Origin of the sequence: Sinomonas atrocyanea (assembly GCF_030812675.1) — a bacterium.
In the GTDB taxonomy this organism is placed as follows: domain Bacteria; phylum Actinomycetota; class Actinomycetes; order Actinomycetales; family Micrococcaceae; genus Sinomonas; species Sinomonas atrocyanea_B.
Genome location: NZ_JAUSTE010000008.1, coordinates 40,305 through 52,524, shown reverse-complemented (window position 1 = coordinate 52,524; position 12,220 = coordinate 40,305). Strand labels below are relative to the sequence as shown.

At 73.8% G+C, this 12,220-nt stretch carries 13 protein-coding genes; 6 read left to right on the top strand and 7 right to left on the bottom strand.

Annotated elements, in window-relative coordinates; translation table 11 throughout:
• Positions 1-76: 76 nt before the first annotated feature.
• The gene (locus J2W20_RS12100; protein WP_307006884.1) at positions 77-565 is read left to right on the top strand and encodes an inorganic diphosphatase; all 489 of its coding nucleotides are present in this window, start codon (positions 77-79) and stop codon (positions 563-565) included.
• A gap of 171 nt (positions 566-736) precedes the next feature.
• Positions 737-1,384 (top strand): hypothetical protein, encoded by a 648-nt coding sequence (locus tag J2W20_RS12095; protein ID WP_307006883.1) that lies wholly within the window; start codon positions 737-739, stop codon positions 1,382-1,384.
• Here J2W20_RS12095 and J2W20_RS12090 read toward each other — a convergent pair.
• The 3 genes from J2W20_RS12090 to serS form a co-directional block, all read right to left on the bottom strand.
• Entirely contained in the window at positions 1,381-2,217 is an 837-nt protein-coding gene (locus tag J2W20_RS12090) for an HAD family hydrolase (RefSeq protein ID WP_307006881.1), read from the bottom strand. The two genes, J2W20_RS12095 and J2W20_RS12090, sit on opposite strands and share 4 nt — an antisense overlap.
• 187 nt (positions 2,218-2,404) lie before the next feature.
• Complete coding sequence (locus J2W20_RS12085; RefSeq protein ID WP_307006880.1) at positions 2,405-3,463, bottom strand: hypothetical protein; 1,059 nt, start codon at positions 3,461-3,463, stop codon at positions 2,405-2,407.
• A gap of 235 nt (positions 3,464-3,698) precedes the next feature.
• Complete coding sequence (gene serS, locus J2W20_RS12080; protein WP_307006879.1) at positions 3,699-4,985, bottom strand: serine--tRNA ligase; 1,287 nt, start codon at positions 4,983-4,985, stop codon at positions 3,699-3,701.
• Between the two features lie 68 nt (positions 4,986-5,053).
• On the opposite strand from serS, the gene J2W20_RS12075 reads away from it, so the two are divergent.
• Positions 5,054-6,100, top strand: a complete 1,047-nt coding sequence (locus tag J2W20_RS12075; protein ID WP_307006878.1) for a diacylglycerol/lipid kinase family protein — start codon at positions 5,054-5,056, stop codon at positions 6,098-6,100.
• 51 nt (positions 6,101-6,151) lie between these two features.
• Here J2W20_RS12075 and J2W20_RS12070 read toward each other — a convergent pair whose 3' ends face one another.
• The 3 genes from J2W20_RS12070 to J2W20_RS12060 are packed head-to-tail and all read right to left on the bottom strand — an operon-like array spanning position 6,152 to position 8,318.
• Complete coding sequence (locus tag J2W20_RS12070) at positions 6,152-7,060, bottom strand: arylamine N-acetyltransferase family protein (protein WP_307006877.1); 909 nt, start codon at positions 7,058-7,060, stop codon at positions 6,152-6,154.
• Entirely contained in the window at positions 7,053-7,988 is a 936-nt protein-coding gene (gene pheA, locus J2W20_RS12065) for a prephenate dehydratase (protein ID WP_307006876.1), read from the bottom strand. The genes J2W20_RS12070 and pheA overlap by 8 nt, the downstream gene beginning before the upstream one ends.
• Before the next feature lie 3 nt (positions 7,989-7,991).
• The gene (locus J2W20_RS12060) at positions 7,992-8,318 is read right to left on the bottom strand and encodes a rhodanese-like domain-containing protein (RefSeq protein WP_307006875.1); all 327 of its coding nucleotides are present in this window, start codon (positions 8,316-8,318) and stop codon (positions 7,992-7,994) included.
• Between the two features lie 15 nt (positions 8,319-8,333).
• Between J2W20_RS12060 and J2W20_RS12055 the strand changes: the two genes are divergently transcribed.
• Positions 8,334-9,848 (top strand): amidase, encoded by a 1,515-nt coding sequence (locus J2W20_RS12055; protein ID WP_373458007.1) that lies wholly within the window; start codon positions 8,334-8,336, stop codon positions 9,846-9,848.
• On the opposite strand, the gene J2W20_RS12050 is transcribed toward J2W20_RS12055, so the two are convergent.
• Positions 9,842-10,552 carry a DUF4190 domain-containing protein gene (locus tag J2W20_RS12050; RefSeq protein WP_307006872.1) on the bottom strand — a complete coding sequence of 237 codons (711 nt, stop codon included), beginning with the start codon at positions 10,550-10,552 and terminating at the stop codon, positions 9,842-9,844. The genes J2W20_RS12055 and J2W20_RS12050 overlap by 7 nt on opposite strands.
• A gap of 144 nt (positions 10,553-10,696) precedes the next feature.
• On the opposite strand from J2W20_RS12050, the gene J2W20_RS12045 reads away from it, so the two are divergent.
• Entirely contained in the window at positions 10,697-11,899 is a 1,203-nt protein-coding gene (locus J2W20_RS12045) for a M4 family metallopeptidase (RefSeq protein ID WP_310077337.1), read from the top strand.
• The gene (locus J2W20_RS12040) at positions 11,896-12,195 is read left to right on the top strand and encodes a protealysin inhibitor emfourin (protein ID WP_307006869.1); all 300 of its coding nucleotides are present in this window, start codon (positions 11,896-11,898) and stop codon (positions 12,193-12,195) included. The genes J2W20_RS12045 and J2W20_RS12040 overlap by 4 nt, the downstream gene beginning before the upstream one ends.
• The last annotated feature ends 25 nt before the right edge of the window (positions 12,196-12,220 follow it).

Sequence of the window (12,220 nt, the reverse complement as noted above, 5' to 3'; positions counted from 1 at the left end):
CCGGCCCTCACGCGCGGGCATCGGCGGCCGCCGTGAACGATGCCGTCCGGCCCCTCGGGCCATGCAAGGAGCACCCATGAAGCACGATGTCACGATCGAGATCCCGCGCGGCTCGCGCGTGAAGTACGAGGTGGACCACGAGACCGGCCGCGTCCGCCTGGACCGCGTCCTCTTCACCTCGATGCAGTACCCGACGCACTACGGCTACTTCGAGGACACCCTCGGCGAGGACGGCGACCCGCTCGACGCTCTCGTCTGGTACCCGGACGTGGACCTGTTCCCGGGCATCGTCATGGAGGCGCGCCCGATCGCGATCTTCAACATGGAGGACGAGTCCGGCGGCGACGCCAAGCTCGTGTGCGTCCCGGCGGACAAGCGCTTCGACCACATCCAGGAGGCGTCCGACCTCGACGAGTTCCTCATCAAGGAGATCGAGCACTTCTTCACCCGGTACAAGGACCTCGAGCCGGGCAAGTGGGTCAAGCCGGCCGGCTGGGACGACCGCGCGGCGGCCGAGGCCGAGCTCGAGGCCTCGATCAAGCGTTTCGAGGCCCAGGGGCACTAGGGCCTCCTCGCGTGCGTGAGCCCTCGCCGGGGCGCGTACGTGACTCCCCGAGGCCGCGGAGGTGGCTCCTCAACCAGCGTTGGGGAGCCACCTCCGCGTCGTTCCGGAGCCGTCGCCTCCGGCGTCCGCGCCTTCCGCGGCGCCGGTGCGCCGCGCCACTAGGCTGACGCCATGTACACGGTCACGATCAACCAGCGCGACCGCGGCCCGGGCGACCGTGTCCCGGAGCTGCTCAGGGCCCTCGCCCGGCTGCGGCCGGAGGTGCCGTTCGACCGGACCGTGGGCGACGAGGCCCAGGCAGTCTTCGCCGAGCCCGGCGCGGTGGTCGACGCCGCCCTCACCGCGCTCCGGCCTGACGTGTGTGGCGACGTGCGCTGGAACGTGGGAATCGGCGTCGGGCGTCTCGACGAGCCGCTGCCGCTCGGGGTCGCGGAGGTCCGGGGCGAGGCACTCGTGCACTCGCGGCGCGCCGTCGAACGCGCGCAGACGAGCGGCGACGGGCCGGCGATCGCCGTGGCGGGGCCGGACCCGGAGCTCGCGCGGGACGCCGAGGGGGTCCTCCGTCTGATCGGACTGGCGGTGGCGAAGCGCACCGCGGCCGAATGGCGGGTCCTCGACCTCCTCACGCCCGGGGTGCGGGGGCAGCAGAGGGCGGTGGCCGAGGCGCTCGGGATCACCACGCAGGCGGTGTCCAAGGCGATCGCCCGGGCGCACTGGCCCGAGGAGTGGGCCGCACGGCCCGCGGCTGCCCGGCTCCTGTGGCTCGCGGACGGCGCGCGCCCCAGGAGCGAGCTGCGCTCGGCGAGCGGGCGGAGCTAGAGGAGCGAGCGCAGCACAGCGGCGGCGCCGTCCTCCTCGACGGTCGCGGTGACCTCGTCGGCGGCGGCCTTCACCTCGGCCGGGGCCTGGCCCATGGCGACGCCGCGGCCGGCCCACTGGAGCATCTCGATGTCGTTGCGGCCGTCGCCGATCGCGACCGTGTGGGCACGGTCGACGCCGAGCAGCTCGCGCACATTCTCGAGGCCGCTGGCCTTGGTCACGCCCTGGGCCGCGATGTCCAGCCACGCGGTCCAGCCGACCGAGTAGGTGACGCCGTGCAGGCCGATCGACTGCACCGCGGTGCCGAACTCCTCCGCGGTCGAGTCGGTGGAGAAGACGACGAGCCGGACCGCCTCTGCCTCGAGGAGCTCCTCGAAGGTGACGCCGGTGGCCTCGACGCCGAAGCTCGCGTCCTGGAAGCGCTCGGTGGAGAGGAAGTTCCCCTCGATGTCCTCGAGGGCGTACTTCGCGTTCGGGAGGCGGTGGCGCAGGGCCTTCAGCGCCGGGGCCGGGTCGAAGGAGCGCCGGTCGATGACGGTGTACCCGCCGTTGGCGCCCGCGTGGATCTGCACCGTCACGCCGCCGTTGCTGCAGACGGCGTACCCGTGGTCTACCCCGAGCAGCTCCACGACGGGGAGCGTGGCCCCGAGGGAGCGGCCGGTGGCGACCACGACCTCGTGGCCGGCCTGGACGACCGCGGCGCCGAGCTCGCGGATGGCAGGGGACATGTGGCCGTAGTGGTCGACGAGGGTCCCGTCCACGTCGAGGCCGATGAGCTTGCGGTTGAGGGCAGTGCGCTGGTCATCGATGCCAGCATTCAGCGTTGTAGTCATGCGTACTAGTTAAGCACCCCGGCCTGTGGATGCCGTAGGACTCATGACACACGCGGTATGAAATCGGGGTGAACTCACGACGGTGGGCCCCCCCTCCGCCGGCCCCGAATCGCCCTCCCTTTCGGTCAGCGCCCCCGGGAAGGGACCGGGGCTGTGACCGAAACGCAGGGCATTCTGGCAGTGGCACTCAGCGCCAGGCCGCCCGCGGCGCCGCGCGCCGCGGCACACCGGCGCGGTGCAGGATCGCGGCGAAGCGGGCCGGCTCCAGAAGGTCTGCCCACACCCAGCGCACCACGCGCTCCCCCGTCGAGCGGATCTCGTCCTCGCGCAGCTTCTCCTCGACGACCACCTGCGAGGCCGACTTCCCGCTGAGCTTCTGGGACCGGAAGTACTTCTGCAGGCCGTCGAACTCTCCCACGAGCCGGATCTGCGCCCAGCGGTAGTCCACACGGGCGATGCGCCGCCCGTCCTTGGTGATCCAGACCTGGAGCGTGGGCATCTCGAACCCCAGTTCCCACATCAGGGCGCGGCTGAGGGATTCCCCCACGGATTCCGACGCCGCCGATGCTAGGTCCAGGACCTGGTTCAGGCGAGCCTGCGCAGCCCGGTTGTCCATCGCGGCGCACAGCCGCCGGAGATCCTCGAGCGTCCGGGTGACCTTCAGACCGGGCCGACGGGCGAGCACCGCGTCCGCGAAGACCAGGCCCTCGGCGAAGCTGAGCCTCGGCACCGCGTCCACGAAGGCCTCGTCGAAGGGCTCGAGGGGCAGCGTGAGGTCCAGGTGGGGCAGATAGAGGGGGACCGCGGCCGCCGCGGGGAAGCCCAGGTGCTTCGCATCGGGAAACCCCAGCGGGAGGGGTCCGGGCCGTTCGCGCGTCCGCGCCTGCCACAGGCGTTCGGCCGACTCGCGGTTCCCGTAGAGCGCCGGCGGAGGACCCCCGCCCACGGCCGCGCGGCGGTCGGTGCGGTAGCGGACGTGGCTGGGCATGCTCGGGAGCTCCAGACCCCAGGCGAGCAGTGCGGTCTCGCGGCACAGCACCGGTGCGTTGCCGCCGACGGCGAGCGACGCCGTCGTCATCGCGTAGCGGTCCGCCGCCGTCCCGGCGAACCACTCGTCGATGCCGACGTAGACGCCTCGGCGCAACCGGACGAGGGCGCCCGCAGCATACGCGCGAGCGAGCCGACGTGGGGTGCGGCCCGTCACGGCCGAGAGGGAGCTGGCGAAGGCAATCTGGGGAAATCTCACGGCACCAGCACAGCGTCCCCAGCCGCGCCCCGGAGGTCCGTGGGAGCGTATGTGGACAACCCCGGCCGCACCTCGGCGAAAGAACCCTGCGCTTCGGTCAAGGCCCGGGGGAAGAGACCGGGGCGTTGACCGAAACGCAGGGCGCTGGTGCCAGAAGGCGCGGACCGCGGCGGGTGACGGCGCACGACGGCGGGCGGGCACCCGCCGTCGTCCGCTGAAGGCAGCGGCGGGCTCGCTACAGGACGGGGAGGACCTCGAGGCCGCCGAGGTAGGGGCGCAGGGCCGCCGGCACGTTCACGGAGCCGTCGGCGTTCTGGTGGTGCTCGAGGATGGCCACGATCCAGCGTGTCGTCGCGAGGGTGCCGTTGAGGGTCGCGACGGCGCGCGTCCCACGGGAAGCGCCCTCGGCGTCGAGCACGCGCTCACGGATGTTGAGCCGGCGGGCCTGGAAGCCCGTGCAGTTCGAGGTCGAGGTCAGCTCGCGGTACCGGCCCTGGGTGGGGACCCAGGCCTCGCAGTCGAACTTGCGCGCCGCGCTCATGCCGAGGTCTCCCGCGGCGGTGTCGATGACGCGGTAGGGCAGCTCGACCTTGGCGAGCATCTCCTCCTCCCACGCGAGGAGCCGGGCGTGCTCGGCCTCGGCCTCCTCCGGCGGGCAGTAGATGAACATCTCGACCTTGTTGAACTGGTGCACCCGGATGATGCCGCGGGTGTCCTTGCCGTGCGAGCCGGCCTCGCGCCGGTAGCAGGAGGACCAGCCGGCGTAGCGGATCGGGCCGCCGGCGAGGTCGAGGATCTCATCGGCATGGTAGCCGGCGAGGGCCACCTCGGAGGTTCCCGTGAGGTAGAGGTCGTCCTCGGCGAGGCGGTAGATCTCGGCGTCGTGGGCCACGTCGAAGCCGGTGCCCTGCATCGTCTCCGGGCGCACGAGGGTGGGGGTGATCATGGGGATGAACCCGTTCTGGACGGCCTGGTCCATGGCCATCTGCAGGAGGGCGAGCTCGAGCCGGGCCCCGACGCCGCGCAGGAAGTAGAAGCGCGAGCCGGAGACCTTGGCGCCGCGCTCCATGTCGATCGCGCCGAGGAGCTCGCCGATCTCGAGGTGGTCGCGCGGCTCGAAGCCCTCGGCCGCGAAGTCGCGGGGCGTGCCGACGGTCTTGACCACGGCGTAGTCGTCCTCGCCGCCGGCCGGGATGCCCTCGACGATGAGGTTCGGCACGACGCGCATGAGCTGGTCCATCTCGCCCTGCGCCTCCTCGGCGGAGGCCTGCGCGGCCTTGACCTTCTGCGCGAGGTCCCTGACCTCGGCCAGGATGGCCTGCTTCTCCTCGCCCTTGGCGGCGGCGACCTTCTTGCCGAACACGTTCTGCTGGGCGCGCAGCATCTCGTACTCGGTCAGCGACGCGCGGCGCCGCACGTCGGCGGCGATGATCGAGTCGACGAGCGCCTCGTCCGCCCCGCGGGCGCGCTGGCTCGCACGGTACTTGTCCGGATTCTCAGTAAGGTCCTTGACGTCGATCACGAGTCCAAGACTAGCGGGCGCTGCGGGCGGATCGGGGCGCCAGCAGGGCGGGATAGAGTGAGAGCATCATGCGCGGGTGGATCATTGCGGGTGCCGTAACCGCCGCTGGCGGCGTTGCGGTCGCCAGCTGGTGGGGCGTACGCCGGCTCAAGGAGCAGCACGCCCGCAGCGCCATGGCCGAGTCCGCAGGGCCGCCGCCGGCGGGCCCGCAGCAGGTCGCCGTGGTGCTCAACCCCATCAAGGAGCGTGCCGACGAGGCACGGATGCTCATCGAGGCCGCGTGCCGGGGCGCGGGCTGGCCGGAGCCGCTCGTCTTCCACACCACCAAGGCCGATCCGGGCTACACCGCGGCGCGCCGCGCGCTCGAGGCGGGGGCCGACGTCGTGATCCCCTGCGGCGGGGACGGGACGGTGCGCGTGGTCGCCGAGGTGCTGGCCGGCACGGACACCGCCCTCGGGCTCGTCCCCCTCGGGACCGGCAACCTCCTGGCCCGCAACCTCGACCTGGACGTCACCCGGCTCGCGCAGTGCGTCCACACGGCGGTCTTCGGCCGGCAGCGGCGCATCGACACGGCGGCCCTGGTCCTCACGGCGCCCGACGGCACCCGGTCCACGCACACGTTCCTGGTGATCGCGGGCGTGGGCATGGACGCCGAGATCCTCAATGACACGAGCGAGGACCTCAAGCGGGTGGTCGGCTGGATGGCGTACACGGAGGCGGGCATCCGGCACATGCCGGGCCAGCGCCGCCGCCGCGTCGAGATCTCGCTCGACGGCGCCGACTTCCAGACCCGCCGGGTCCGCAGCGTCCTCTTCGCGAACTGCTCGAAGCTGCCCGGCGGGGTGGACTTCATCCCGGACTCGTTCATCGACGACGGCGTGCTCGACGTCGCCGTCATGAGCCCCCGCAGCCTCATCGGCTGGATCGCGATGTACGTGAAGATCATGGTCCAGCACAAGCGGCAGCTGCCGGTCATGCAGTTCTACGGCGCGCACAGGGTGGCCATCCGCGTCCCGGAGCCGATCCAGGCGCAGGTGGACGGCGACGTGGTCGGGTCCGCGACGCGGGTCGACGTCGAGGTGCGCCCCTCGAGCCTGCTCGTGCGCGTGGCCTGACGCACGACGCCGCCCTGCCGCCTCGCGCGGGCCGGCCCACCTGGGCTGGGGCTAGGCCTGGGCCTGGGCAGCCACCCTGAAAGCCCTGCCCCAGTCCAGGTCGGCGTCCTCGATGCGGAACAGCTCGCGGGCGGCCTCGCGGAGCTCGTCGGCGCTGCCGAGAGTGCGCCGGCTGGCGGCGGACGCCCCATCGGGCGTGTACGTGCGCACCCCGAGCTCGAGGTTGGCCAGGGTGATCCGCTCGGTCTCGGTGCGGATCGAGAACATGAGCGAGCGCGTGAACGGCGGGACGGCCGAGGTCGAGACGTACCAGTTGGCGACCTGGAAGTCGGCCGGGGCGTGGGCGCCGAGGCCGACCCCGTACAGGTTGGCCCAGCGCTCCCCCAGCCGTGCCTGGACCATGAGGTCGACGCCGGCCGTGTCGCCCGCAGGCAGGCCGGCCGCGGCGACGTCGACCGCGCGGAAGGTCCCGAGCGGCGTCGCGACCGCGGACTCCTCCGCGGCGAGCCCGAGCGGGAGGAGGCCCGAGGGATTGAACCCGCCGAAGCCGGCGTCGACCAGGTAGCGGGCTCCCTCGGCCTCGACCACGGTGGCCTGGTGCGTGCGGGCGGGCGCCCCGGTCCCCGGCTCGCGGCCCCAGTAGACCCGGCCCAGGTGGTTCTCGACGCCGCGCGCGCCCATCGCCGCGAGGGCGCGGGAGAGCAGGCCCGCGTGCTGGAAGCAGTAGCCTCCGCGGCGGCGCGCCACGAGGACGCCCTCGATGCCCTCGTCCGTGATGTCGACGGGCGCCCCGGTGGCAGGCGAGAGGTTCTCGAACGGTATGGCGCGTGTGTGGTGGGCGTGGACGGCTGCGATGTTCGCGAGCGTCGGGGCGGCAGCCCCCGCATAGCCGATGCGCCCGAAGTAGGCGGCCAGGAAGCGCGCCTCGCCCCCGCCCGTCCTCGCGGCGCCCTCAGCCATCGGGCTCGCCGTCGAGGATCGCGTCGACCCAGCCGCGCGCGGAGGCGAAGGCATGGTCGGTGACATGGTCGCGCACGACCGGCCGCGCGCCGTCGGCCCGCGGGTAGGAGCCGAGGAAGCGGATCTGCGGGCTGATGCGGTGGAGGCCCGCGAGCGCATCCGCGATGCGGGCGTCCTGGATGTGCCCGTCCACGTCGATCGAGAAGAAGTAGTGCCCGAGGTACCGACCGGTGGGCCGGGACTCGATGCGGGAGAGGTTCACGCCGCGGGCGGCGAACTGCTCGAGGATCTCCATGAGCGCCCCGGCCCGGTCCTCGGGCAGCGGCACGGCCACGGACGTCTTGTCCGCCCCCGTGCGCGGCGGCAGAGGGCCCGGGCTGGAGACGAGGACGAAGCGCGTGACCGCTCCGGGGTTGTCGCCGATGTCGGTGGCGAGGACTTCGAGCTCGGGGTGTTCCTCGGCCACGATGGGCGCGCAGATCGCGGCGTCGCCCGGGCGGGAGGCGGGGTCGAGGAGGGCCAGCGCCCCGGCCGCGGTCGAGCTCGCGGCGAGGTGGACGGCGTCGGGCGCGTTCGCCGCAGCCCAGCCCCGGCACTGCGCCCACGCGTGGCCGTGGGTGGAGATGCGCCGCACGTCAGCGGCCCGCGTGCCGGGCCGGGCGACGAGCACGAACGTGATGGGCACGACCTCCTCGCGCACGATGCGCAGCTCGGGGCCGGTGGCGATCGCGTCGAGGGTCGCGGTGACCCCGCCCTCGACCGAGTTCTCGATCGGGACCATGGCGGCGTCCGCGGTGCCAGCCCGGACGGCGTCGAGGGCAGCGTTGACGGTGGTGGCGGGCACGCGCGCCGCCTCGCGGGCGCCGGGGACCTTGAGGAGGGCGGCCTCGGTGAAGGTCCCCTCGGGACCCAGGAAGGTGTACCGCACGGCTCAGAGCACCGTGGGAGGCTGGCCGTTCTCGGCCACGAGCGGCCGGCCCGCGGTGAGCCACGCGTCCATGCCGCCGGCCACGTTGACCGCCGAGTAGCCGTTCGCGACGAGCCACTGGGTGGCCCGGGCCGAGCGGCCGCCAGTGCGACAGATGACGAGCAGGTTGTCGTCCGGGTCCAGCTCGTCGAGCCGCGCCGGCAGCTGCTCGAGCGGGATGTGCACGGCGCCCTCGGCGTGGCCGGCCTCCCACTCGTAGTCCTCGCGCACGTCGAGCAGGATGCCGCCCGCGGGGAGGGCCTCGACGCGGACGGTCTCGAAATCAGACATTCTTCCCCTCCGGAGATGCTTGTTCCTCCAGCCTATAGTGGCCCGGTGACAGTCGACGCCGGGATCGGGGCTCTGGGCGCCGTGGCCCTCCGCGACGCGCTCCGTTCCGGCGAGCTCTCGGCCCGCGAGGCCGCGGCGCACTTCCTGTCCCGGATCGAGGCGCACAACCGCCTCCTCGGCGCCTTCGTGACCGTTACCGCCCAGCAGGCGCACGACGCCGCTGCTGCCGCCGACGCGCTGCACGCGCGCCTCGCCCGCTCGGGACGCCTCGGCGAGCTGCCGCCGCTGCACGGGATGCCGACCGCGTTCAAGGACCTGGCCGATGTCGCCGGGGTGCCGACGACCCACGGTTCGGCGGCCCTCGACGCCCGGCCCGCGCCCGAGGACTCCCCCGTCGTGGCCCTCCTGCGCTCGGCCGGAGTCGTGTCCCTGGGCAAGACCCAGGTGCCCGAATTCGGGCTCACGGCCTATTCGGAGAACCGGATCGCGCCCGCGTCGCGCAACCCGCACGGCCCCGCCCTCAGCTCCGGCGGGTCCTCCGGCGGCTCGGCCGCGGCCGTCGCCGCGGGCCTCGTGCCCCTCGCCCCCGGGTCCGACGGCGGCGGGTCCGTGCGCATCCCCGCCGCGGCGTGCGGGATCGTGGGGCTCAAGGCCGGCCGCGGGCTCATCCCGGCGGGGCAGAGCGCGGGGGACGCCGCGCGGCTCGTCGTGGCGGGCCCGCTCGCGCGCTCCGCGGAGGACGCCGCGCTGCTCCTCGACGCGCTCGTTGCCGGGACCCACCCCGCAGGGCCAGCGGGAGGCGACCACCCGCACCACGGCCGGCACACCGGGACGTTCGCGGACGCCGTCGTGCGCGAACCGGGGCGTCTCAGGGTCGCGGTGGGGCTGTCGAGCCCGTGGGACGGGCGCTACCGAGTCGAGCCCGAGCCCGAGGCGCTTGAGGCGCTGCGCCGGGGAGCGGAGGCGCTGGCTGCGGCCGGGCACCTCGTGGCCGAGGCCGACCCGCGGTTCGACAACCGCTACCCGGACGCCTTCACCGCCGCGTGGACGGCGGGGGTCGGGACCGCGAGGATCCGCCCCGAGAGGGAGCCGCTCCTGACCCCGCTCACTCGTTCCTTCCGCCGCCGGGCGCAGCAGCGCTCCCCGGCGAAGCTGGACGAGGCGCTGGCCTTCCTGCGCCAGTTCGAGCGCGACATGCTGGCTGAGCTCTCCGAGTGGGACATCCTCCTGTCCCCTGCGCTGGCCCAGACGCCGCGGCCGGTGGGCTGGTTCGCCGGCGCCGAGTGGCGCAGGACGGCCGACGACGACTACCGCCGCCAGTGCGAGTTCGCTCCCTGGTCCTCCTGGGTGAACGTGTGCGGGCTGCCGGCCGTGGTGGCGACGACGCACTGGACCGAGGCCGGTCTGCCGATGGGCGTGCAGGCCGTGGGGAAACCCGGTGCGGAGGGGCTGCTGCTGCAGGTGGCGCGGTTGCTCCACGTGCCCGCCCCCGGGCCTCGGGGGGCGGGTCAGCCGGGCCGCGGTCAGTAGTTGGAGCGGGCCGGGGCCATGCTGAGCACGAGGATGAAGAACGCGAGGAACGCGAGCGTCAGCGCGATGCCGACGTAGCCCATGATGAGGCCGGCGAGCGCCATGCCGCGGCCTGCGGGTTCCCGGGCGAGGCCGAGGTGCCCCAGGACCACGGCGGCGATCTGCGGCAGCACGAGGAAGCCGAAGCCCACGAACACGGAGATGCCGCACACCATCGCGGCGATGCTCAGCCCGCGCGGCGCCTGGGCGGCGTAGTACGGCTGGCCGGGCGAGCCCGGGTAGGGCTGGGCGGCGTAGCCCTGGCCCGGATAGGCCCCGGGAGGGTAGGCGGCTCCGGGAGGGTAGGCGGCGCCGGGATAGGCGGGGCCGGTGTGGGGGGCGTTCTGATAGGCGGGCCCCTGATGGGCCGGCGGCTGGTGGGCGGACGCTCCGAAGCCGGGGGGCTGGTAGCCGGGTGTGGGGAGGGCTGCTGGCTGTTCGGGCGTTCCCGGGCGGGGCGGTGCACCCGGCGGGAGCGGCTCGGTGGGGTTGGAGGGAATCGGCTCGGTGGGGTTGCCGCGGTCCTTGTCCAGGGTGATCGGGGGGACGTACGACGGCGGGGTGTAGCGGGGGCGCTCGGCGCGCCCGTCGTCTGCGGCGCCTGCCGTGTCCGGCTGCCCCTCCTGCGGTGCGTCCTCGTCCCGGCGCTCCGGCTGATCCGACATCGATGCCCCTCCCCGACTCCGTGCCTGGTCCCTGGTCCCTGGTCCCTGGTCCCAGCGTACCCGCCGGACCCGCTCGGAGGGGTCCGAGAACTGTCGGTGCCCGGTGCCATCCTGGGCGCATCTCGCAGCGGAAGGGGACCGACGATGTCCAGCACGTGCCCAGCAGCAACGACCAGCCGCCCGGGCCATCAGGGCGCGGTGCCACCGTACCTGCTCGAGCGCCTCGCGGGCTTTGGCGAACGGCGGGCCCGGGCGCTCTCGGGGGAGGGCCCGGCCCATGGATCCGCGGCGGACGTGCGCGGCCTCGAGGCCGTCGCCGAGCTCGCGCGCCGGACGCTGCTCGAGGACGCCCGCCTCCGCGAGCGGCGCCGGGTGCGTCCGCGGGAGGACCAGCGCGGCCTGCGCGTCGCCCCGGGGACGCTCCACCGCGAGATCAGTGACGCGGAGGCCGGTGAAGACCTCCCCGGGCGCCTCGTGCGCAAGGAGGGACAGCACCCGGTGGCGGATGCGGACGTCAACCGGGCCTACGACGGGTTCGGTGAGACCTACCGGTTCCTCGAGCAGGTCCTCGGCCGGTCGAGCGTCGACGGCGCGGGGCTCCCCCTCGAAGGCACCGTCCACTACGGGGTGGGCTACGACAACGCGTTCTGGGACGGGTCGCGCATGGTCTTCGGGGACGGCGACGGAAAGGTGTTCGGCTCCTTCACTGGATCGCTGAGCATCATCGCGCACGAGCTGGGCCACGGCCTGCTGCAGCACACCACGGCCCTGGCCTACGAGGGACAGTCCGGGGCCCTCAATGAGTCCTTCGCGGATGTGTTCGGCGTGCTCGTGGACCAGTTCTCGCGCGGGGACACCGTCGAGACGGCGACGTGGATCGTGGGGCCGGGGATCTTCCTGCCCGGCATCGCGGGGGCGGGGGTCCGGTCCCTGAAGGCGCCCGGCACCGCCTACGACGACCCGGTCCTGGGCCGGGACCCGCAGCCGGACCACATGGACGGGTATGTGCGCACCCGCGAGGACAACGGAGGCGTCCACCTGAACTCCGGCATCCCCAACCGGGCCTTCTACCTTGCCGCCGCGGCGCTCGGCGGCCACGCGTGGGAGCGGGCGGGCCGCGTCTGGCTCGAGACCGGCGCGCGCGGCAGGCTCCCCCTCGATGTCGACTTCCGCGGATTCGCACGGGAGACTGTGCGTGTGGCCCGGACGCTGTTCGGACGCGAGTCCGCGGAGGAGAAGGCCGTGCGCGCCGGATGGCGCGGCGTCGGGATCACGGTACGGCTCACCGGGAACGGCGCCCCGGCTCCGAGGAGGAGGCCGGGGCCAGGACGCCAGGAGGGGCGATGAGGGTCGAGGTCATCCGCTCGGGCGGCGTCGCCGGCATCCCGCGCCGCGGCCGGGTCGAGTTCAGGGTGCGTGGGGCGCGGGAGCCCGCCGACGCCGAGTGGGCCACCCTGTACCGCCAGGCGCGCAGCGAGCGGGGGCGGCTGCCCGAAGCGCCGGAGCCGTCGGCCGCCCCGCATGTCCGGGACGCCTTCCAGTGGACCCTGCGGTTCGGGCGCGAACGCTTCGAGGTCCCCGACGCCACGCTGCGGGGCCCCCTGCGGCAGCTGGCGGAAAAGGTCCTCGCCGAGGGGCAGTAGTCCCCCCGCGCGGGAGACGGGGCGA

Bases quoted from the DNA above. Each gene is read 5' to 3' on its own strand.
- J2W20_RS12055 (WP_373458007.1), top strand. From the start codon at position 8,334: ATGCTTGTTCCTCCAGCCTATAGTGGCCCGGTGACAGTCGACGCCGGG.
- J2W20_RS12095 (WP_307006883.1), top strand. From the start codon at position 737: ATGTACACGGTCACGATCAACCAGCGCGACCGCGGCCCGGGCGACCGT.
- J2W20_RS12050 (WP_307006872.1), bottom strand. From the start codon at position 10,552: ATGTCGGATCAGCCGGAGCGCCGGGACGAGGACGCACCGCAGGAGGGG.
- J2W20_RS12075 (WP_307006878.1), top strand. From the start codon at position 5,054: ATGCGCGGGTGGATCATTGCGGGTGCCGTAACCGCCGCTGGCGGCGTT.
- J2W20_RS12040 (WP_307006869.1), top strand. From the start codon at position 11,896: ATGAGGGTCGAGGTCATCCGCTCGGGCGGCGTCGCCGGCATCCCGCGC.
- J2W20_RS12070 (WP_307006877.1), bottom strand. From the start codon at position 7,060: ATGGCTGAGGGCGCCGCGAGGACGGGCGGGGGCGAGGCGCGCTTCCTG.
- J2W20_RS12060 (WP_307006875.1), bottom strand. From the start codon at position 8,318: ATGTCTGATTTCGAGACCGTCCGCGTCGAGGCCCTCCCCGCGGGCGGC.
- J2W20_RS12090 (WP_307006881.1), bottom strand. From the start codon at position 2,217: ATGACTACAACGCTGAATGCTGGCATCGATGACCAGCGCACTGCCCTC.
- J2W20_RS12100 (WP_307006884.1), top strand. From the start codon at position 77: ATGAAGCACGATGTCACGATCGAGATCCCGCGCGGCTCGCGCGTGAAG.
- J2W20_RS12045 (WP_310077337.1), top strand. From the start codon at position 10,697: ATGTCCAGCACGTGCCCAGCAGCAACGACCAGCCGCCCGGGCCATCAG.